This window comes from Mesorhizobium sp. P170090 (assembly GCF_057786115.1).
Window position 1 is genome coordinate 2644251 of record NZ_JBYNWH010000001.1, and the last position, 20482, is coordinate 2664732.

The following is a 20482-nucleotide window of genomic DNA, read 5'->3' on the forward strand; positions in this document are numbered from 1 at the left end:
ATGGCTGCAGGACCAAATCTCCCACGGAGGATTCGTGGGGTGACAGGTTCATGCTGCGCTTGATCTCAGCCGATCTCTAGGAAAGGCTTGCCGAGCAGGTCGGGCACGACATCGATGCCGAGGCCGGGCCCGTCGGGAATGCCCATGTGGCTGCCGGTGACCGGTGGGGCGTTGGAGGCCGTGCGCACCGTCACCCACTCATGGAAGGCGATGGCGTGCAGCCGGCGTTCTTCCGGCGTCGACAGCGACAGATGCGCCATCGCCGCCGTGTCGATCTCGGCGCCGCCCGTATCCTCGACGGTGATCATGAAACCGAGATCGACGGCGACGTCGCGGATTTGCCTTGTCCTGGTTACGCCGCCAAGCCGCGAGATCTTCAGCGTCAGCCCGTCGGCGGCGCCCAGGCGGTGGATTTCCACCATCGCCTCGAGCGAGATGACGCTCTCGTCCAGCACCATCGGCTTGTCGAGCATGCGGCGCACCGACATGTTCTCCTCGATCGTCGTGCAGGGCTGCTCGAACGTGTAATCGATGCCGCGCGTGGCATCGGCGAACTGCCGCGCCTGGTAGGGTATCCAGCCGGCATTGGCGTCGCAGAAAATCACCGTGCCTTTCGGCACGGCCGAAGCGACTGCGCTCACCCTGTCGATGTCGTCATGCACATTGCCGCCGACCTTGACCTGCAGCCGCCGGCAGCCTTCCGCGATGATCCTTTTGGCCAGTGCCGCCATCTGGTCGAGCGTGCCGTGGGTGACGACGCGGTAGGTCTCCGCCATGTCGCTCTCGCGGCCGCCAAGCATGGTCACCAGCGGCACGTCGGCGGCCCGGGCCGCCAGATCCCAGCAGGCCATGTCGAGCGCCGACTTGATGTAGGGATGGCCCTTGAACACCGTATCCATCAATCGGCCGATGCCGGCGAGGCCACGCGGGTCCTGGCCGATCAGGTGCGGCGCGATCTCGACCACGCCCGCACGCGTTCCCGCCGGAAAGGCGGCCGAATAGAAATTGCCGAGCGGCGCCATCTCGCCCCAGCCGGTTACGCCGCTGTCGGAGGTGATGGCGACGATCACCGCATCGAAGCAGTCTGCAACCCGCCCCTTGGACATGCGGTAGGGCCCGTCCACGAAGGGCTGCACGACGCGATAGGCCTTGATGGTTTTGATCTGCACTTGTCTGTCCGTTGTCTCTAGGCGTTGAGGAGGGTCAGCCCTTCGATGTTCCGCTGCTCGAGGCCACGCGCATAGGCAAGCAGCTCTTCGAAATCGAGGTCGATATGCTCGCGCGCATGGCGCTGGGCAGCGCGCATGTCGGCGCCCTTCAAGAGCCGCACATAGGTTTCGTGGAGATCTTCGGCCGGCACCGGCTCGTTGCGGGCCCGCTGGTGCAGGGCAAAGTACATTTGCAGCCGGCTGGTCAGCCGCTGCCAGGTTTCCAGCAGCACCGAATTGTCGGCCCATTCATAGATCAGCCCGTGCAATTGCAGTGCGGTCTCGATCTGGCGGGTGGTGTCGCGCGCGCGCGTTGCCTGCTTCACCGCTTCGTGCCGGCGGTCGAGTTCATCGAAGAAGCGCTGGTCGCGCAGCTTCCATGTCCGCTCGATGGCGAATTCATCGAGCACCTTGTTCAGCGAATAGGCGTCGTCGATATCTTTGGCGGTGACATCGATGACGAAGGTGCCGGCATAGGGAATGCTGGTCAGGATGCCTTCCTGCACCAGCTCGCGCATCGCCTCGCGCAACGGCGCACGGCTGACCCGCATCTGCTCAGCGATCCTCAGCTCGTTCAGCTTTTGGCCGGGTTCCAGCTGGCCGGTCAGGATCGCCCGCCGCAACAGCGCAACGATCTCGGCTCGGCGTGTCGTATCCGCGATCGGATTGAAGTCCAGCTTGGCCATTCCGTCACTCCAGTGAGAGCCGGAAACAGACAAGCAGATTGTCGACAATCCTACAATATGTCTGTTCCGGATTCTTGTGCCTTGCGGTTACTCCAAAAACGGCGTGCGGCGCTCCATAAAAAACGGCGCCCTCGGCGTGGAAGCCGAAGGCGCCGCAGGACCGGGGCTGATGGGGGTTATCAGCTGGCCGGTTTCTCCTGGGGCAACGGCGAGATCGGCATTCCTGGTCCGATCTTCTGCAGATTGCCGGTTATCACCTGGTCGCCTTCGGCAACGCCGCTGAGCACCGCCACAAGGTCGCCGCTGGTCGCGCCGAGCGAGACGATGCGCTGGTCGACCGTGTTGCCCTTGCCGACGACATAGACATATTTGCCGAGCTGGCTCGAACCCAGCGCCACCTGCGGCACCATCAGCGCGTCGGGCAGCTGCTTGATGTGCAGCCGCACGCGGACATACTGGCCCGGCAGCAGCGAGAACTTCGCATTGCCGATGGTGGCGCGCGCCGTAATCGTGCCGGTCGAGTGGTCGACCGTGTTGTCGATGAAGGTGAGTTCGCCCTTCTGGCTGGCTTCGGTCTCGCCGGGCAGCAGCACCTCGACCTCGATCGGGCCGGCGGCCCGGGCCTGTTCGATTTCGGCCAGATCCGTCTCGCTCGGATTGAAGGTGACGTAGATCGGGTCGAGCTGCACCAGCGTGTTCAGCACCGTGCCGGCGACGCTGACCAGCGTGCCGACCGAAGCCTGGTTGCGGCCGACGCGGCCGGCAAACGGAGCGTGGATTTCGGCGTAGCTCAAATTAAGCTCGGCCGTCCGCACCGCCGCCTGGTTGACGGCAAGCGACGCTTCGGCCTGACGCAAGGTGCTCGTGCGCTGGTCGAACCCATCCTTGGCCAGATAACCGCTCTTGGCGAGTTCGGAGCCGCGGCCGAGATTGGAGCGCGCATAGTCGAGGCTCGCCTGGTCGCGCTGCACTTCGGCCTTGGCCTGGTCGAGAGCCGCCTTGAAGTCGTCAGGCGAGATCTTGTAGAGCAGATCACCCTGGCGCACATCCGCGCCGTCCTTAGCCGTCTGCTCCTGCAGATAGCCGGGCACGCGGGCCTGCAAGGTGACGCTGCGGATAGCCTCGATGCGGGCGGCGTAGTCAAGGTAGATCGGGATCGTCTTCTTGACCACGCTCGTCACCGGCACCGGCATGACGAATGCCGCAGGTGCTGCCGTCGCTGCCGCCGTGCCGGCATTGAGGCTGAGATTGCCCATGTCGAGGAAGTGGACGCTTGCCACCGAGATCGCTCCCAGGGCGACGGCCGTTCCCAAAGCTATTTTCCATTTACGCATTTTGGTCTCCAATTCTATTCGGCTGCTTCGGCCAGGCGCATCGGCGCTGGTTCGGCAGTCGGTTCATTATTGTCCTGGTCATGAGCAGCGTTGGGTTCGCTGCGCACGCGGCGTTCGCGCAGCTGTTCGATGACCGCGTAGAAGACTGGCACGAACACCAGCGACAGGATGGTCGCCGCGACCATGCCGCCAAACACGGTGGTGCCGATCGACTGCCGGCTTGCCGCACCCGCACCCGTCGCAAACATCAGCGGCAGCACGCCGAGGATGAAGGCGAAGGCCGTCATCAGGATCGGCCGCAGCCTCAGCCGCGCAGCTTCCATTGCCGCGTCGACAATGCTCAGTCCCTCCTCGCGCCGCCGCCTTGCAAACTCGACGATCAGGATCGCGTTCTTGGCGGCGAGGCCGATCAGCATGACGAAGCCGATCTGCGAGTAGACGTCGATCTGCATGCCGCGCAAGAACAGGGCTGCGAAGGCGCCGAACAGGGCCAGTGGCACCGCCAGCAGCACCATGAACGGCATCGCCCAGCTCTCATACTGCATCGCCAGGATCAGGAAGACGAAGACGATGGCGAGGCCGAAGACGACCGACGCGATCGATCCTGCCTTGAGCTCCTGGAAGGTGATGCCGGTCCATTCGAAACCGAAATCCCTGGGCAAAGCGGTGGCGGCGGCCCGTTCCATCGCGGCAACCGCCTGGCCCGACGAGAAGCCGGGGGCTGCGCCGCCATTGATCGTGGCCGAGGCGTTGTTGTTGTAGTGCGGCACGGTTTCCGGGCCGACGAACGGCACCAGTTTGCCCAGTGTGCTCAGCGGCACCATGCCGCCGGAGGCGTTGCGCACATAGAGCCGCGAAAGGTCGCCTGCGTCGGCACGTGCATCCTTGTCGGCCTGGATGGTCACCCGGAAGGTGCGGCCGAACAGGTTGAAGTCGTTGACGTAGAGCGAGCCGAGATAGATCTGCAGCGTGTTGAAGACGTCGGGCAGGTTGAGGCCGAGCAGTTTGGCCTTGCTGCGGTCGAGGTCGTAGTTGAACTGCGGCGTCGAGGTCGAGAACGGCGAGAACAGCTGCTGCGGGTTGATTTCCGGCTGCTTGCGCGCCTCGGCGATCACGGCTTGCGTCGCGTCGTTGAGGGCTGAACTGCCGCGCCCGGTGAGATCCTCGACGACGAATTCGAAGCCGCCCGTGGTGCCGATACCCGGGATCGAAGGCGGATCGAAGGACAGCGCGAAGGCTTCCGGAATCTGCATCAGCTTCCCGCGCACGTCGGCGACGAGCTTCGACGCGCTCTGGTCGGGGCCGCGCTCTTCCCACGGCTTCAGGATGGCGAACTCGACAGCCGAGTTCGACTGCGCGGCACTGGTCAGGAAGTTCAGGCCGCTGATCGAGCCGACAATCTCGACGCCGGGCGTAGCTTGGAGGATGTCGCGCGCCTTCTGGGCCACGGCGTCAGTGCGTTCCAGCGAGGCGCCGTCAGGCAGCTGGATGACGACGAAGAAGTAACCCTGGTCCTCGACCGGAAGGAAGGTCGAGGGCAGCTTTTGCCAGACGAAGTAGGTGGCGACCAGGCCGGCCGCGAACAGACCGAGCATGATCCAGCGCAGCCGGATGAGGATGCGTACGCCATGGGCATAGGCATGCGACAGCCTGTCGAAACCCGTGTTGAACCAGCGGAACGGGGCGAACTGCGTCTCCCCGCGATGGCGCAGGAAGGCGGCACTCAGCGCCGGGCTGAGCGTCAGCGAGTTGAAGGCGGATATTCCGACCGAAATCGCCACCGTCAGCGCGAACTGATTGTAGAGCTTGCCGGAGACGCCAGGAATGAAGGCAACGGGCACGAAGACGGCCATCAGCACCGCGGTGGTGGCGATGATCGGTCCGGTGACCTCGGCCATCGCGGCCTTGGTCGCCGCCAGCGGTTTGAGGCCCGCCTCCAATTGTCGCTCGACATTTTCGACCACCACGATGGCGTCGTCGACGACGAGGCCGATGGCCAGCACCATGCCGAGCAGGGAGAGCATGTTGAGCGAGAAGCCCATCATTTCCATGACGACCATCGTCGCCACCAGCGACACCGGAATGGCGATGGTCGGGATGATCGTCGTGCGCCAGCTCTGCAGGAAGATGAACACCACGGCCACGACCAGCACCAGCGCTTCGCCAAGCGTGATCAGCACGTCATGCATCGATGCCGACACGAAGCGCGTGGTGTCGTAGTGCATGGCGTAGGAGACGCCCTTGGGGAAACGGGCCGACAGTTCCTGCATCTTGTCCTTGACGTGCTGCTGCAGATCGAGCGCGTTGGAACCGGGCATCTGGTAGACGGCCAGCACCACCGTGGGGTCCTTGCCAAAGAAGGCCGACGACGAATATTGCAGCGCGCCGAGCTCGATGCGGGCGACGTCGCGCAGCCGCACCAGCGAGCCGGTGCCGGTGTTGGCGCGCACGACGATGTCGCCGAACTCCTTGGGGTCGCTCAGGCGGCCGACGGCGTTGACCTGCATCTCGAAGGCGGTGCCGGCGGGCGCCGGCGACTGGCCGATCTTGCCGGCCGCCACCTGGACGTTCTGTTCCGAGATGGCGTTCTGGACGTCGACAGCGGTGATGCCGAGATTGGCGAGCTTGTCCGGATCGAGCCAGACGCGCATCGAATAGCGGCGTTCGCCGAAGATCTGCACGTCGCCGACGCCGGGCAGCCGCTTCAAAGGATCGACAACCTGCAGATAGGCGAGGTTGCTCAGCGCCACCGGATCGACCGAACTGTCGGGCGAGGTCAGATTGACGATGAGGACGAAATTCGGGTTCTGCTTCTTGATCGTCACGCCACCCTGGTTGACGATCGCCGGCAGCGACGAGGCGGCTTGCGAGACGCGGTTCTGGACGTCGACGGCCGCGGTGCTCAAGGAATAGCCGACATCGAAGGTGATGGTGATGGTCGAGGAGCCGTCATTGGAGCTCGACGACGACATGTAGGTCATGCCTTCGACGCCGTTGATCTGCTGCTCCAGCGGCGTCGTCACCGTATCGGCGACCACTTGCGCGCTGGCGCCCGGATAATGCGCACTGACCACGACCTGCGGCGGCGTGATGTCGGGAAACTGCGAAACCGGCAAAAGGAAATAACAAATCGTCCCGGCGAGCACCATGATGATGGCGATGGCCGAGGCGAAGATCGGACGATGGATGAAAAAGTTTACCACGACACGCAAACCTCTTTAGAAGAACCGGCCTCTTTAAAAGAATTGGCAGACCGGGACAGCCGCCGGCCGCGCACCGAACCCGGGTCCTGCAAAAAATACGAAGACGGCGCCGCACCGCTGAGGCCCTGCTCATCGGCAACGGTCCTCAGCATCGCTTCGAAGGCGCGCGGATTGACGCGGTCCGCTTTCATCACCAGCCGGATCATCGGATCCCGGATGGCTTCATCGATGGTCAAATCCTTGCGCTGCGACATTGGAGCGTCTCCATTCCAGCGGCCCGCATCGGACGATCGCGAACCGGTTTTCATCTCTTCACCGGCCGGAGCCGCATGACCTGCAATTTTCACCCTTTGTGATCTGGCAGGACCAGTTCACGGCCTTGTTATTGACGGAAGGCCACATAGGTGTTACCAGTAAGTAACATTCGGATAGTTACAGACCGGTAACACCCTAGTCAAGAGGTGAACCGAATTTTTAGGGAGACAAGGAGACTGCGATGGCAGACGGCATTACCGATCGCGTGCGCCCCCGGGACCGAATCCTGGAGACGGCGCAGGACATGTTTCACAAGCATGGCATCAAGGGCGTCGGTGTCGACGCCATCACGGAAGCCGCCGGCACCAACAAGATGACGCTCTACCGTCATTTTGAGTCGAAGGACGAACTGATCGTCCAATGCCTGCGCGCGTCGGCGGCTAAAGGCGCCGCGATGTGGGACCAATTCGAGGCTGAGCATCCCGGCGACAAGCTCGCCCAGTTGCATGCCTGGATTCGCATGGCCGCTGCTTGCCTGGCGGCTGACGGTCGCGGCTGCGACATGGCCAATGCCGCCGCCGAATTGACCGAGCCGGACCATCCCGCCAGGAGCGTGATCAAGGAGCTCAAGAGCGCTCAGCGCGATCGCCTCGTTGCGCTGTGCCGGGATGCGGGCATCGGTCAGGCCGAGCTTCTGGCCGATACGCTGTCGCTGCTGTTCGAAGGGGCGCGCGTCAGCGTGCAGACCATGGGCTGCCAGGGCCCCAGCACGCAGTTCGTGCGCATGGCTGAAGGCCTGATCAGCTCTTTCAGGGCGCGCTGAATTCCAGCTTTCGGAGTTGAGGAGTCCCCATCATCCGGCGGGGCTTTTGGCTATTCTCCGAACTTGCCCGTCAACTCTAATTTAGATTCATTTGAGAATGAAAAAAGCCCGCTGCCGGGAGGAGGTGGCAGCGGGCTCGATTTCGAACGAGATGCGGGAGGAGGTGCACCGCGCTCAGCGTCGGCATCGCATCTGGGAGGAGTAGATGGCCGACACCCAGATGAGTACGGGTTGCCCAATGATTCGGCAACAATGAAAGTTGCATGGCTGCTGTGCAGATTTGCGGCATCTACCCCGACTTGTCGTACAAATCGGAGAAACCGCCACGGCGCGACTTCACTGCACCGGCACGTTTTCCTTGAAGATCAGCCGTGGCTCGATGAACTTCTTCGTCAGGTAGGGCGCGGCGGACGCGATCGAGCCGAGCAGGCGGATCACAGATTGCTCCGCGATCAGCCGCGCATTCTGGTCGATGACGACATCGGCGAGGTCGTCGACGAGATAGCCGCGCGTTTCCTTGGTCAGGTCGTGGCAGATGAAGACCGGCTTCTTCTTTGGCTTGGCCTCAAGCAGCGCTCTCGCCACACCTGAGCGCCCAGCGCCGACGCAGTAGATGCCGAGCAGTTCCGGCTCGTTGTGCAGCGCCTGCATCGTTGCGGTGTAGCTGCCCTCCGGTTCGTCATTGATCTCGACCGCACTCGAGACCGTGAGATTGGGGAATTCCTCTGTCAGCACCGACCGAAAGCCCATCTCGCGCTCCTCGTGCCCGCGATAGGAACGCGAGCCGACGACCATCGCCAGATGACCCTGGCGGCCATTGAGGAAGCGCCCCATCAACAGCGCCGCCGTGCGTCCGGCAACCCGGTTGTCGATGCCGACATAGGCCGAACGCGGGGCGGCTGGAACGTCGGAGACCAGCGTGACAAGGCGGATGCCTGCCTCGACCACATCGCGCAATATGTTGCGCGTTCGCGGATGATCGACGGCAATGACGCCGACGCCATTGGCCTTCAGCGACAGATTTTCAACCGCCGCCTGCAGCGCTGCCGGCGAGATGCCGCCGAGATTGTGGATCCGGCACGAGGCGACCAGCGGCAGGCGCCCCGCATAGTCCTCGATGTGCCCGGCGAGGTCGATCATGAAACCGTTGACGCCGATCGGCAGGAAGAATTCAAGATGCGCCGGCCGCGACGGCAGCGTCACCTGATCGACCACCGGCAAATAGCCGAGCTGCTTGGCCGCCTCCATCACCCGTTGGCGGTTGGCGGCGCTCGCGCCGGCCAGGTTGTTCAGAACCCGGTCGACGGTCGCGGTCGACAGGCCGCAGCTCCTGGCTATGTCGGCAACGGTGGCTTTCATGGCTGTAGTCATAGAGCATGATCCCGAAAAGTGGGAACCGGTTTTCTCGGACAAACGGGAACCGTTTTGTCAAAAGGTCATGCTCTACAACGAGTTAGAGCGGATGCGTTTCCGTGCCAGACGGCGCGAAGACGGTTCAGCCGTGCGATGGCCCGCCTTCGATGATGGCGTCGCGGATCTCCTTGTCCGACATCCCGGTGATGATGCGTTCGACCTCGGCCACGCTGGTCTTCTTCGGGTCGATGTCGTCGGCCACCACCTTGCCCCGGCGCATGACGACGATGCGGTCAACCACCTGGAAGACATGGTGGATGTTGTGGGCGATGAAGATGCAGGAATGCCCGGAATCGCGCGCGTTGCGCACGAAGCTCAGCACGCCTTGCGTCTCGGCGACGCCGAGATTGTTGGTCGGCTCGTCGAGGATGATCAGGTCGCTGTCGAAGTGCATGGCGCGCGCGATGGCGACGGCCTGCCGCTCGCCGCCGGACAGGGAGCCGATCGGCGTCGTCGGCGGGATGTTCTTGGAGATGCCGACCTGTTTCAACAGGTCGCGGGCGACATTGTTCATCGCCTCCTGGTCCATGCGGTTCAGAAAACGCGGCGGCTTGATCGGCTCGCGGCCGAGGAACAGGTTGCGCGCGATCGACAGCTGCGTCACCAGTGCCGAATCCTGGTAGATCGTCTCGATGCCGTGCGCGATGGCGTCGCTGGTGCTGCGCAGATTGACCTTCTTGCCGCGGATGAAAATGTCGCCGCTGGTCAGCGGCACCGCCCCCGACAACACCTTGATCAGCGTCGATTTGCCGGCGCCATTGTCGCCGAGCAGGCCGACGATCTCCCTTTCGTTGACATGAAAATTGGCGTCTTCGAGCGCCTGCACGCGCCCGTAGGACTTTTTGATGTTGGACATGCGGATGAGCGGTTCAGCCATGGTTCTAGGTCCCTGCCTGATGCCGGCGTTCCAGCCATGAGTGCAGCGCCATCATGCCGAGGATGATGGCGCCGATGAAGATGTTGTAGGCCAGCCCGGGCACGCCGATCAGCACGATGCCGTTGCGCATGACGCGCAGGATGAGGATGCCGAGCACGGTGCCGATGATGGTGCCGCGCCCACCGGTCAGCGCCGTGCCGCCGATCACCACCATGGCGATGACTTCGAGCTCGTAGCCGGTGCCGCTGTTGGGGTTGGCGGCCGACGTGCGCAGCGACGAGATGACGCCCGCAAGCGAAGCCATCACCGACGACAGCACGAACAGGCCGATCTTGACGCCGCTGACGTTGACGCCGCGCGCCCTTGCGGCGCCTGGATTGCCGCCGGCTGCCTGGATCCAGTTGCCGGTCCGGCTTTGCGTCAGCACGTAGCCCAGCGCGATGGCCGCCGCGATGAACCAGAAGAGCGACATGTAGATGCGGAACGGGCCGATGAAGAAATCACCGACCAGCGCTTCGGCCAGCCAGCTGCCCTCGGCGCTCCACGTCCGCTGCGGAAAGCCGTCAGTGACGAACAGCGCGGTGCCGCGCACCACCAGCAGCATGCCGAGCGTCACCAGGAAGGATGGGATTTTCAGCTGCGTGACGAACCAGCCATTGACCAGGCCGATGAAGGCCGCGATCAGCAGCGCGGCGAGGAAGCCGACCTCCAGCGAGGTCAGGCCGCTGTTGAACAGCGTCCACATCAGCACCGGCGAAAAGCCGAACAGCGAGCCGACCGACAGATCGAATTCACCCGACGTCATCAACAGCGTCATCGCCAGCGCGATCAGCCCGAGCTCGACGGTGAAGGCCAGCGTGTTGGAGATGTTCTGCGGCGACAGGAAATCGTGGTTGATGCTCCAGAATACCGCGATTTCGACGATGAGCAGAACGAAGGGCCCGAATTCCGGCCTCGCGATCAGGCGTTGGATGAGCGAACGGTTTTCCACTGATAACCTGCGACAGGAAGGGGAAGGCTGAGCCCAGCGCGCAACGCGAAGGGCTCGGCGAAAAGACAGTCGCGACCGCGGCTGCGGCCGCGACTGTTGAAGGTCTGGGTTATTTGCCGGACAGGATGTCGTCGTAGACCTGCGCGGTGTCCTTTTCATAGAGCGCGCCGGTGATGACGTTGAAGCCCGGAGGAATGCCTGACGCCGCCATGTTGGCCAGCGACAGCGCGACGTAGCTGGTCGCCTGCGGGTCCTGCCACTGGCCGGCATTGACGTAGCCGGTCAGCACTTCCTGGGTGGTGTCGAGCGAGTTGCCCCAGCCGACGACCGGGATTTCGCCCGGCTTGATGCCGGCCTGGTCGAACACCCGCTTGATCGAGCCGGTGACCAGATCGCCGAGGCCGATGATTGCCTTGACCTTGGCCTTGTTCGCGGTGAGATAGTCGACCATGCGGTTGATGGCTTCGGCCTGGTCGAGCGTCGCTTCGGTGATCTCATAGGTGATCCCCAGCGGTTCGAAGACGCTCTTGATGCCTTCCTCTTCCTGGACGCCGTAGGTGGCGCCGGGGATTTCGACCGGCATCCAGACGAAGTCGCCCTTCTTCACCAGACCCTTGTCGACCAGATATTGCGCCCAGTGCTTGCCGAAGGTGACGTTGTCGCCGCCGACATAGGCGTCGAAGCTTGCCTTAGGATCGGGCGTGTTGAAGTTGATGATCGGGATCTTGGCGGTGTTGGCTTCCTTGGCGATTTCGATCAGGCTGCCCGGATCGGGGCTGGTGGTGACGATGCCGTCGGCCTTTGCCGAGATCGCGGCACGCACGGCCTCTTGCTGCGAGGCAACGTCGCCATTGTGGAACGAGGTGTTGACGGTGTTGCCGGTGTCCTTCGCCCATTGCTTGGCACCGGCTAGGAAGTAGGTCCAGACCGGGTCGGCCGGGCCGCCATGCGAAATCCAGTAGAACGTCTTGGCCTGTGCCGCCGCCGGAATGGCCAGCGCCACAATCAAGCCAAGCACGAGTAATCGTAGCCTCGTCAGCATTTGCTTTCCTCCCATGTTGAAAAACGACCTCCACGTCCGGCGATGATCCGGGCCATGCCCTTGATCCTCTCCTCCTGCCAGCGCCGACCCGGATGCGCAGAGCATCTTCTTTTGCGGCCGATGGCAAGCCTCTATCCGCCCAATGGATGGTGGCGCGATGCAACGCGCCATCAGCGATCCCATCAGATCGCATCAGTTAGACAGCAATTCCAGGAAAAGTGTGAAACGGTTTTCCGCCCGGAATTGCGTCAAACCAAGAGATAGAGATATTCCCCGGCAAGCAGGCGGGGCTTAAACTTCAGGCGCGCGGATTTTCCTGAAAGCGCTCGGCCTGGCGGTTGCGCAGCACCTTGGCCAGCCGGTCGATCGCGAGCACCAGCACCATCACCGCGCCGATCACGAACGGGCTCCATGCGGCGTCGATGCCGAACAGGGTCACGCCGCTCAAGATGACCTGGACGATCAGCATGCCGATCACCGCACCGAAGACGGTGCCGCGCCCGCCGTAAAGGGGGGTGCCGCCGATGATCGCCGCGGCAATCGCCATCAGCACGAAACCGCCGCCTTGGTCGACGTCGGTAACGGGAGAGCCAAGCCACAGCGCGCCCGCCAGCCCCGAGACGACGCCCATCAGCACCAGCGTCTGCAGCCGCACAGCACCTGTCGGGATGCCGGCATAGAGCGCCGCCTGCGGATTGCTGCCGACGGCCTGAATCCGGTAGCCGAAGCGGCTGCGGTGAAGCACGAGGTGCATCACCACCGCCATTGCGACGAAGACAAAGACAGCCGTCGGCACAAGGCCGAACAGCTTGCCGTGAACGATCTCAAAGAAGTCGCCGCCTGGGCTGGCCGGAGCTGTCGCTTGCATCTCGACGGCCACCGCCGCCAGGCCCCGGAACATTGCAAAGGTGCCCAGCGTAACGACGATGGCCGGCAGTCGCAGCGCCACCACCAGCAGGCCGTTGACGAGGCCGAGCCCGGCGCCGAGCAGCACGCCGGCAAGGGCGGCAAGCCACGGGTCGATGCCGGTGGCCAGAAGGAATGCGGTGAGAAGGGCCGCGAGATGGAATATCCAGCCGACGGAAAGGTCGATCTCGCGGAGTGCGAGCACGAACACCATGCCGATCGCCAGCATGCCGGGATACGCAGCGGTTTCCAGCAACGACAGCACATTGGCCTCATCGAGGAAATCCGGCCGGGCAAAGCCTGTAATCGCCACCAAGACAACGAGCCCGATGAGCGGCCTGAGTTCGACGGGCAGGCGAAGGCTGCGCTTCGGGTGGGCAGCCGAACCGGCAAGCTGCAGTGTGGGATCCAATCGTGTCATGCCATGGCTCCCACGAGTTTCTTTTTCGGCCGCTCCGCCTCCGGCATCTCGCCGGTGGTGGTCAGTTGCAGCACTGTCCTTCGCTTCATCTCGGCGCCGGACAGCTCGCCGGCGACCCGGCCGCGGTGGAAGACAAGGACGCGGTTGCTGAGGTTGGTCAGTTCGGACGGCTCGACCGAACGCAGCAAAACGATACAGCCATTGGCCGCCATCTGCCGGATCAGCGCATAGATCTTGCGCTTGGCAGCCGCCTCGATACCGCCAGCCGGATTGTCTAGGAGCAGCACTTGCGGCGCCGTCTCCAGCCATTTGGCGATTACGATCTTCTGCTGATCGCCGGCCAGCAGCGAATTCACCGGCGCGTCCGGCAGGCCCTTGATGCGCAGCGCATCGATCTGCCTTGCGGCGGCGGCGATCGCGGCCTTGGGCGAGTAGCGGCGCGACCCCCAGTTGCGGGCGCCGGTAGCGATGTTGCCTATGTTGAAGGCCAGCGACCGGTCGGGCATCAGGCCGTTGCACAGGCGGTTGGCCGGCACCAGGCCGATGCCGCGCCGCGCCGCTTCGGTCGGATTTCCAGGCAAGCCGTAGCCGTCGGGGAGCCGCACCCTGCCGCTTTGCGCCTTGCGCAGGCCAAACAGCATCTCGAACAGGTGTTCAACGCCTGACCCCTCAAGCCCGGCCAAGCCGAGGATCTCGCCGGAGCGGGCGGTGAAGCTGACGCCGGAAATCCGGCCGCCGCTCAGACCCTCCACCGTGATCCGCGGCCTTATCGTGCTGGCATTGGCCGGCAGTGCAGGCGGGAACAGGCTGTCGCGCTGCTGGCCGATCATGGCGTCGATCACATCGGCTTCGCTCAACGCCGAGCGCCCACTTGTCAGCACGTCACGGCCGTTGCGCATCACGGTGACCTGGTCTGCGATCGCAAACACATCCTCCAGCCGGTGCGAGACATAGAGCACGCTCGTGCCCTTGGCCTTGAGGTCACTTAGTACGGTGAACAGGTGCTCGGTCTGGCGCCGGTCGAGCGCAGAATTCGGTTCATCGAGGATCAGCAGCCTCGGGCCTTCCAGAATTGCGCGGCCGAGTTCGACATATTGCCGTTCGCCCATGCCGAGTTGTCCCACAGGAGCGTGGACATCGACGTCGAGCTTGAGTTGCCGAAGCAAGGTGCGGCTGCGTGCCTCCATCTCGCGCCTGGAGACGAAGCCATTGCGCAACGGCTCGCGATTGACGAACAGATTGGCCAGCACCGAGCGGTCGGCAAACAGGCCGAGCCCCTGGTGGACGACGCCGAAGCTGTGCTTGCGTGCAGCGATCGGGCTGTCGACGGTGACGATCTGGTCGCCGACGCGGATGGTGCCGCTGTTGGGCCGGAGCACGCCGGCAAGCACCTTCACCAGCGTCGACTTTCCGGCGCCGCTTTCACCGACGACAGCATGGATGGTCCCCTGTCCGACAGACAGGTTCATATCCCTGAGCGCGACAACGCCGCCATAACGCATGGCGAGATTGCGCACCGATATCATCGGCAAACCGAGCATGCGATTCGGCCCCCACAGACCGCGCCCCGATCCTGGAGCGAATTTCCGATACAGTCACCCGGATTCCGCTAACAAACGGCTTACAGGGACCGGATACGAACGTTTATCGGCTATCCGTTCGTCCCGCTGCTCCGAAATCAGATCAGGTCGGCCTTGGCGAGGTCCCGCATGAGATGGCTGGCGCCGTAGGTCCAGTGCGGGCAATCGGGCGACAGAAGCACGCGGTTCACCAGCGCGCCGAATTTCTCCGACGAGATGGTGACGATGTCGCCGATCTTGTGGGTGAATCCCTTGCCCTTCTCGCCGCGATCCTTCGACGGCACGAACATGGTGCCGAGATAAAGCGCCAAGCCGTCGGGATACTGGTGGTGCGGCCCCATGGCGGCCGCGACCAGCTCTTCGGGCGAACGGCTGATCTCGGCCATCGAGCTCGCGCCCTCCAGCGAAAACCCGTCCTCGCCCTCGACCTTCAGCCGCACCGTGGCGCGCTTGACATCGTCGATGGAAAAGCTTGCGTCGAACAACCGGATGAAGGGCCCAAGCGAGGCCGAGGCATTGTTGTCCTTGGCCTTGCCGAGCAGCAGCGCCGAGCGTCCCTCGACGTCGCGCAGATTGACGTCGTTGCCGATGGTCGCGCCGACGATCTTGCCGGTGCTGGCGGCGATCAGGGCGATCTCCGGCTCGGGGTTGTTCCAGGTGGAGACAGGATGCAGCCCGACATCGGCGCCGAAGCCGACGGACGCCATCGGCTGGCATTTGGTGAAGATCTCGGCGTCGGGGCCGATGCCGACTTCCAGATATTGCGACCAGGCGCCGCGCTGGATGAGCTTGGCCTTGATCTCCATCGCTTCGGGCGAGCCGGGCTTCAGCTTGGACAGATCGTGGCCGATCAGCCCGGCAATGTCGGCGCGGATGGCGTCGGCCTTTTCCGCCGAGCCGCGCGCCTGCTCCTCGATGACGCGTTCGAGCAGGCTGACCACGAAGGTCACGCCCGACGCCTTCACCGCCTGCAGGTCGACAGGCGAGAGCAGATAGGGTTTTGCCGGATCGCGGGTGGCCTGAAAACTGTTGGCGGCGATCGCGTCGAGCGAGCCGATCGGTTCGCCCTTGGCAGAGCGCACGTGTCCGGCCGGATCGGCCATCTCGCAGATGTCGCGCACTGTGGGTGCGGTGGTCGAGGTGACGTCGAAAACGATGCCGTCGCGCACGGTGACCACCAGCGGATGCGAGGCATCGCTTGCCCTGGCTCGGCCGATGAAGAGCCCGTCGGCGGGAAGCTGCGTTGGGTTCGTCATGGCTTACGGTCCTTTGATGATCGAGATGGCAGCTGGGCCGCTGCACTTTCACCGGATTCACGCCAAAGGTCTATCCAGTGGCGCAGGCAATTGTCGGTTCTGACATGAGGCCCGCTCTTTCAAAAAAATGAAACTGGCACTAGAATTTTCATTTCCGCATACTCCAGGTGAAGCCTTGCCCGCACCGTTTTCCGTTCCGATCTGGCAGAAGCCGCAGACCGCATCCGCCTTCCAGTTGCTCGTCACTGCGCCGGTCGACGTTGCCATCGTCGGCGGCGGCTTCATGGGCCTGTCGACCGCCTTGCACGCAGCCGGGCTCGGTCTCGGTGTACAGGTGCTGGAGGCTGGCGAGATCGGCCAGGGCGCCTCGGGCCTCAATGGCGGCCAGGTCATTCCCGGCCTGAAATATGATCCCGAATGGCTGCTCGAGCATTTCGGCCCCGAGCGTGGCCAAGCGCTGGTCGATTTCGCCGCCTCGACGGCGGATACGGTGTTCGATCTCATCCAAGACGAAAAGCTGGCGGTGCCGTTCACCCGCAATGGCTGGATCCAGGCCGCGCATACCGAAACCGCATTGAAAGCGGCGGCGAACAGGGATCGTCAATGGCGGGCGCGTGGCGCCGATGTCCGGCTTCTGAATGAAAGCGAGATCGCCGCTATGACCGGCGCGCAAGGCTATCTCGGCGGCTGGCTCGACCGCCGCGCCGGCATCATCGATCCGCTCGCCTATACAGTGGAACTGGCGCGCATCGCCGCCGCCGCCGGCGCCAGCATTGCCGAGCGGCAGAAGGTGGTGAAACTCCGCAAGGAGGCCGGCCTTTGGCGTGTCTCAACCGAAAGCGGCGCCGAGGTGCGGGCGAAAGCGGTTGTCCTGGCGACGAACGCCTATACCGATGGACTGCTTCCGGGCCTCGCGGAAACGATCGTGCCGCTGCATTCCTTCCAGGTCGCGACCGCGCCGCTGTCATCCAACCTTGCGGCGACGATCCTGCCGGAAGGGCAGGCGGTGTCCGACTCCAGGCGCATTCTCGTCTACTACCGCAAAACAGCCGACGGCCATCTGGTGCTTGGCGGCCGCGGTCGCATGGCGCGGCCGAGGAGCGAGGCCGACTGGGCGCATCTGCAGCGCGCGCTGGTGCGGCTCTATCCGGCGCTCTCCGATGTCGTCATCGAGAAGCGCTGGTTCGGCCGCGTGGCGATGACACCGGATCACCTGCCGCACATCCATGAGCCGGAAAAGGGCCTGCTCGCCGTGGTTGGTTGCCAGGGCAGGGGCGTCGGCCTGATGACCGCGCTGGGAAAACGCATGGCGGGCTACCTCGCGGGCGGCGATGTCAATCAATTGCCGTTCCCGCTGTCGCCGGTCCGGCCGATCCCGTTCCACGCCTTCCGCCAGGTCGGCGTCGCCGCGACCATCGCCTGGTACCGGATGCTCGACGCCTTCGAGCGCTGATTGGGCGCCGGTCGCCTAGGCCTCGTGGATTCAGCTTGACAGTTTCACAAATATGAAAAAAGCTAAGCCGATTTCATATTTCCGTTGAGCAGTCCGATGTCGAGCATCGTTGCAACAGAAGCGCCGGCAGGGTCGTCCCGAGGCTTCCGCTTCGCCATGTTGCTGCCGGGCGGGCTGGTCACCTTGTTCCTGATCCTGTTTGCCCTTGGCCTTGTGCTCTTCCTCTCACTTCGCGGCAATGACGGTTCGCTGCTCGGCGCCGGCTTCAGGGCAGGCAACTTCATCACCGTGGTCTCCGATCCGCTCTACTGGACGGTGACGCTGCGCTCTCTGGTGATCGCCGGCCTGGTGACGCTGGCGACCGTCGTCACCGCCTATCCCGTCGCCTACTATCTCGCCTTCTATGCCGGCCGCCGCCGCAGCCTGCTTTTGTTTCTGGTGACCCTGCCGTTCTGGACCAGCTATCTCCTGCGCGTCTTCGCCTGGAAGATCGTGCTCGCCTACAACGGCGTCTTGAACTCGGCGCTGATCGAAAGCGGCATCTGGTCGGAGCCGACGCTGGCCTTCCTCAACACGCCGGCGGCGGTGGTCGTCACGCTGGCGCATGCCTATGCGCCCTTCGCCATCCTGCCGATCTATGTGGCGCTGGACACCATCCCGAAATCACTGCTCGAAGCCGCCTCCGATCTCGGCGCCAGACCGTTCACGGCGTTTCGCCGCGTCGTCTTGCCCAATTCGATGCCGGGCGTTCTGGCGGCCGCCCTCGTCGTCTTTGTGCCGACGGTCGGCGACTATGTCACCCCGGCCATGGTCGGCGGTCCCGCCAGCACCATGATCGGCACATTGATCCAGTCGCAGTTCGGCAAGGCCAATGACTGGCCGTTCGGGGCGGCACTTTCAGTCTGCGTGATGCTGGTCATCCTCTGCGTGGTGCTGGTCGCACGCGGCGCCGACCGCAAATTCGGCAGCCGCACATGAGCGCGGCGCGGAGAGATGATGGCCGCGGCTGGCTCGGCGTCTATGTGCTTGCCTATCTCGTCTTCCTCTATCTGCCGGTGCTGTTGATCCCGCTGTTTTCCTTCAACAACTCCATCCAGGCCGCGTTTCCGCTGCAGGGCTTCACGCTCGAATGGTATGCCACGCTCTATGGCAATCCGGCGCTGTCCGGCGCGCTTTTGAACAGTCTCGTCATTGGCGTCGTGGCCGCCGCCGGCGCCACGCTCTGCGGCATCACCGTCTCCTATATGGACCTCTACGGTCGTTCGCCGCTCGCCGCCACCATCAGCGCCATCTCCAGGCTGCCGATCCTGATCCCCGGCGTCATCGTCGGCATATCGTTGCTGATCCTCGTCAATCTCATCGGCCTCGGCCCGTCGCGCATCGCCATCGTTCTCGGCCACATACTGGTGGCGCTGCCGACCACCGTGGTGATCATGCGCAGCCGGTTTGCCGCAATTCCGAAAACCATTCGCGAGGCCGCACTCGATCTCGGCGCTTCCGACTGGACGACCTTCCGGCGGGTGATGTTGCCGCTCTCGCTGCCGGCCATCGTCTCGGCCTTCATGCTGGCCTTTCTGATTTCCTTCGACGAGTTCATCGTCGTCTTCTTCCTCGCCGGCACCGAGCCGACGCTGCCGCTCTACATCTGGAGCCAACTGCGTTTTCCTCGCTCGCTGCCGACCGTGATGGCGCTGGGGACAGCTATCCTTGCTGTGTCCGTCATCATCGCCGGCATCGCCGAAATCCTGCGCCATCGCGGGCTGAGCACAGCCCGTCGGACGGCGCCCACCAGTCCAGCCTGAACCATAACAAAAGAGGAGAACCGAAATGGCATTCGACCCGAAATCAATTACTGGGCTGAAATCGATCACTGGCCCGAAATCGATCACTGCAAAGACAGCCCGCACCGGGCTTGCCGCGCTTGCAATCGTCCTGTCGTCGACTGTCGCCTTCGCCGCCGACAAGCTGCAATATTTCACCTGGTCCGGCTATGAACTGCCCGACTTCAACAAGAGCTTCCTGACGGCCCATCTCGATGGCGTCGAGGCCTCGATCTTCGGCGACGACGACGATGCCTTCACCAAGGTCAAGGCCGGCTTCCGCCCCGATATCGCCCATCCCTGCTACGACAAGGTGGCGCGCTGGAACAAGGAAGGCCTGCTGCAGCCGATCGATACCAAGCGCATCAAGAACTGGGATTCGATCTTCCCGGTGTTCAAGAACCTGCCCGACATCCAGGCCGGCGACGGCAAGGTCTGGATGGTGCCGTGGGACTGGGGCAACACCTCGATCCTCTACCGCACCGATCTGGTGAAGAACCCGGAAGCGAGCTGGAACCTTCTGTGGGACAAGCAATATGCCGGCCGCATGGCGACCATCGATGCCGTGCATGACACGCCGATCGTTGCAGCACTTCTGGCCGGCGTAAACCCCTTCGATATGACGCCGGAGCAGATGGACAAGGTGGCGGAAAAATTGCGCGAGCAGCGTCCGCTGCTCTCCAACTACACCACCGACATGACCTCGGTCGAACAGGCGCTGGCCAGCGGCCAGCTGGTCGCCGCCATGACCTGGAACGCGTCGGCAACCTCGCTGAAGAAGCAGGGCGTGCCGGTCGAGTTCATGAAGCCGAAGGAGGGCATGCTGACCTGGGCCTGCGGCTTCGTCATGCTCAAGGACGCCAAAAACGTCGACCTCGCCTATGACTTCATCAACAGCCGGCTCGACGCCGACTCGGGTAAGTACCTGATCCAAGCCTACGGCTATGGCAGCTCGCTGAGCACCGCCTTCGCCGGCGTGGCGAAGGACGAACTGGACAAGCTGCAATTGCCGGCCGACCCGGAGGTGATGCTGAAGACCACCATCTTCACCGGCCCGATGAAGCAGAACGACGATGTGGCGAAGATGTTCGAGAAAGTGAAGGCGGGCGGGTGAGGGATCCATCGCCGACGGTTGCGCTGCCCCTCACCTGCCTGCCGGCATCCTCTCCCCGTATAGAGACGGGGAGAGGGGCGCTGTCACCAGCGATTTCGCA

At 63.6% G+C, this 20482-nt stretch carries 17 protein-coding genes; 5 read left to right on the forward strand and 12 right to left on the reverse strand.

The genetic code is table 11. From position 1 onward, the window contains the following. Positions 1–65: 65 nt before the first annotated feature. The 5 genes from AC3EML_RS12435 to AC3EML_RS12455 form a co-directional block, all read right to left on the reverse strand. The gene (locus AC3EML_RS12435) at positions 66–1169 is read right to left on the reverse strand and encodes a mandelate racemase/muconate lactonizing enzyme family protein (protein ID WP_352521256.1); all 1104 of its coding nucleotides are present in this window, start codon (positions 1167–1169) and stop codon (positions 66–68) included. A gap of 17 nt (positions 1170–1186) precedes the next feature. After that, positions 1187–1894, reverse strand: coding sequence for a GntR family transcriptional regulator (locus AC3EML_RS12440; RefSeq protein WP_352521257.1), 708 nt, complete (start codon positions 1892–1894; stop codon positions 1187–1189). 179 nt (positions 1895–2073) lie between these two features. Next, positions 2074–3228: an efflux RND transporter periplasmic adaptor subunit gene (locus AC3EML_RS12445; RefSeq protein WP_023740662.1), complete on the reverse strand. Its 1155-nt coding sequence runs from the start codon at positions 3226–3228 to the stop codon at positions 2074–2076. Positions 3229–3242: 14 nt separating this feature from the next. Next, positions 3243–6431 (reverse strand): efflux RND transporter permease subunit, encoded by a 3189-nt coding sequence (locus AC3EML_RS12450; RefSeq protein ID WP_352521258.1) that lies wholly within the window; start codon positions 6429–6431, stop codon positions 3243–3245. Then, positions 6425–6685 (reverse strand): hypothetical protein, encoded by a 261-nt coding sequence (locus AC3EML_RS12455; RefSeq protein ID WP_023692134.1) that lies wholly within the window; start codon positions 6683–6685, stop codon positions 6425–6427. Before AC3EML_RS12455 ends, AC3EML_RS12450 begins: the two co-directional genes overlap by 7 nt. 242 nt (positions 6686–6927) lie before the next feature. Here AC3EML_RS12455 and AC3EML_RS12460 point away from each other — a divergent pair, with 242 nt between their 5' ends. After that, positions 6928–7509, forward strand: coding sequence for a TetR/AcrR family transcriptional regulator (locus AC3EML_RS12460; protein ID WP_023668517.1), 582 nt, complete (start codon positions 6928–6930; stop codon positions 7507–7509). A 336-nt stretch (positions 7510–7845) separates the two neighbouring features. On the opposite strand, the gene AC3EML_RS12465 is transcribed toward AC3EML_RS12460, so the two are convergent. From AC3EML_RS12465 to AC3EML_RS12495, 7 genes are all read right to left on the reverse strand, one after another. Further along, positions 7846–8868 (reverse strand): LacI family DNA-binding transcriptional regulator, encoded by a 1023-nt coding sequence (locus AC3EML_RS12465; RefSeq protein WP_352521259.1) that lies wholly within the window; start codon positions 8866–8868, stop codon positions 7846–7848. 136 nt (positions 8869–9004) lie between these two features. Further along, positions 9005–9799: an ATP-binding cassette domain-containing protein gene (locus tag AC3EML_RS12470; protein WP_023668515.1), complete on the reverse strand. Its 795-nt coding sequence runs from the start codon at positions 9797–9799 to the stop codon at positions 9005–9007. Between the two features lie 4 nt (positions 9800–9803). Next, positions 9804–10790 (reverse strand): ABC transporter permease, encoded by a 987-nt coding sequence (locus AC3EML_RS12475; protein WP_023668514.1) that lies wholly within the window; start codon positions 10788–10790, stop codon positions 9804–9806. A 109-nt stretch (positions 10791–10899) separates the two neighbouring features. Further along, positions 10900–11832 carry a substrate-binding domain-containing protein gene (locus AC3EML_RS12480; protein ID WP_023692133.1) on the reverse strand — a complete coding sequence of 311 codons (933 nt, stop codon included), beginning with the start codon at positions 11830–11832 and terminating at the stop codon, positions 10900–10902. Between the two features lie 298 nt (positions 11833–12130). Beyond that, the gene (locus AC3EML_RS12485; protein WP_352521260.1) at positions 12131–13159 is read right to left on the reverse strand and encodes an ABC transporter permease; all 1029 of its coding nucleotides are present in this window, start codon (positions 13157–13159) and stop codon (positions 12131–12133) included. After that, entirely contained in the window at positions 13156–14700 is a 1545-nt protein-coding gene (locus AC3EML_RS12490; RefSeq protein WP_352521261.1) for a sugar ABC transporter ATP-binding protein, read from the reverse strand. Before AC3EML_RS12490 ends, AC3EML_RS12485 begins: the two co-directional genes overlap by 4 nt. A 137-nt stretch (positions 14701–14837) precedes the next feature. Then, complete coding sequence (locus tag AC3EML_RS12495) at positions 14838–15995, reverse strand: fumarylacetoacetate hydrolase family protein (RefSeq protein WP_352521262.1); 1158 nt, start codon at positions 15993–15995, stop codon at positions 14838–14840. 175 nt (positions 15996–16170) lie between these two features. On the opposite strand from AC3EML_RS12495, the gene AC3EML_RS12500 reads away from it, so the two are divergent. The 4 genes from AC3EML_RS12500 (at position 16171) to AC3EML_RS12515 (ending at position 20382) form a co-directional block, all read left to right on the forward strand. Further along, entirely contained in the window at positions 16171–17448 is a 1278-nt protein-coding gene (locus AC3EML_RS12500) for an NAD(P)/FAD-dependent oxidoreductase (protein WP_352521263.1), read from the forward strand. A 96-nt stretch (positions 17449–17544) separates the two neighbouring features. Then, positions 17545–18426 carry an ABC transporter permease gene (locus tag AC3EML_RS12505; RefSeq protein WP_023830315.1) on the forward strand — a complete coding sequence of 294 codons (882 nt, stop codon included), beginning with the start codon at positions 17545–17547 and terminating at the stop codon, positions 18424–18426. Beyond that, positions 18423–19250: an ABC transporter permease gene (locus tag AC3EML_RS12510; RefSeq protein WP_023709184.1), complete on the forward strand. Its 828-nt coding sequence runs from the start codon at positions 18423–18425 to the stop codon at positions 19248–19250. The genes AC3EML_RS12505 and AC3EML_RS12510 overlap by 4 nt, the downstream gene beginning before the upstream one ends. A 25-nt stretch (positions 19251–19275) precedes the next feature. Continuing rightward, positions 19276–20382 carry an ABC transporter substrate-binding protein gene (locus AC3EML_RS12515; protein WP_352521264.1) on the forward strand — a complete coding sequence of 369 codons (1107 nt, stop codon included), beginning with the start codon at positions 19276–19278 and terminating at the stop codon, positions 20380–20382. Positions 20383–20482 lie beyond the last annotated feature (100 nt).

What these genes read in the sequence shown, in the direction of transcription:
- AC3EML_RS12465 (WP_352521259.1), bottom strand. Translation starts at nt 8,868, where the DNA reads ATGAAAGCCACCGTTGCCGACATAGCCAGGAGCTGCGGCCTGTCGACC.
- AC3EML_RS12505 (WP_023830315.1), top strand. Translation starts at nt 17,545, where the DNA reads ATGTCGAGCATCGTTGCAACAGAAGCGCCGGCAGGGTCGTCCCGAGGC.
- AC3EML_RS12455 (WP_023692134.1), bottom strand. Translation starts at nt 6,685, where the DNA reads ATGTCGCAGCGCAAGGATTTGACCATCGATGAAGCCATCCGGGATCCG.
- AC3EML_RS12440 (WP_352521257.1), bottom strand. Translation starts at nt 1,894, where the DNA reads ATGGCCAAGCTGGACTTCAATCCGATCGCGGATACGACACGCCGAGCC.
- AC3EML_RS12485 (WP_352521260.1), bottom strand. Translation starts at nt 13,159, where the DNA reads ATGACACGATTGGATCCCACACTGCAGCTTGCCGGTTCGGCTGCCCAC.
- AC3EML_RS12490 (WP_352521261.1), bottom strand. Translation starts at nt 14,700, where the DNA reads ATGCTCGGTTTGCCGATGATATCGGTGCGCAATCTCGCCATGCGTTAT.
- AC3EML_RS12445 (WP_023740662.1), bottom strand. Translation starts at nt 3,228, where the DNA reads ATGCGTAAATGGAAAATAGCTTTGGGAACGGCCGTCGCCCTGGGAGCG.
- AC3EML_RS12510 (WP_023709184.1), top strand. Translation starts at nt 18,423, where the DNA reads ATGAGCGCGGCGCGGAGAGATGATGGCCGCGGCTGGCTCGGCGTCTAT.
- AC3EML_RS12470 (WP_023668515.1), bottom strand. Translation starts at nt 9,799, where the DNA reads ATGGCTGAACCGCTCATCCGCATGTCCAACATCAAAAAGTCCTACGGG.
- AC3EML_RS12515 (WP_352521264.1), top strand. Translation starts at nt 19,276, where the DNA reads ATGGCATTCGACCCGAAATCAATTACTGGGCTGAAATCGATCACTGGC.
- AC3EML_RS12480 (WP_023692133.1), bottom strand. Translation starts at nt 11,832, where the DNA reads ATGCTGACGAGGCTACGATTACTCGTGCTTGGCTTGATTGTGGCGCTG.
- AC3EML_RS12460 (WP_023668517.1), top strand. Translation starts at nt 6,928, where the DNA reads ATGGCAGACGGCATTACCGATCGCGTGCGCCCCCGGGACCGAATCCTG.
- AC3EML_RS12495 (WP_352521262.1), bottom strand. Translation starts at nt 15,995, where the DNA reads ATGACGAACCCAACGCAGCTTCCCGCCGACGGGCTCTTCATCGGCCGA.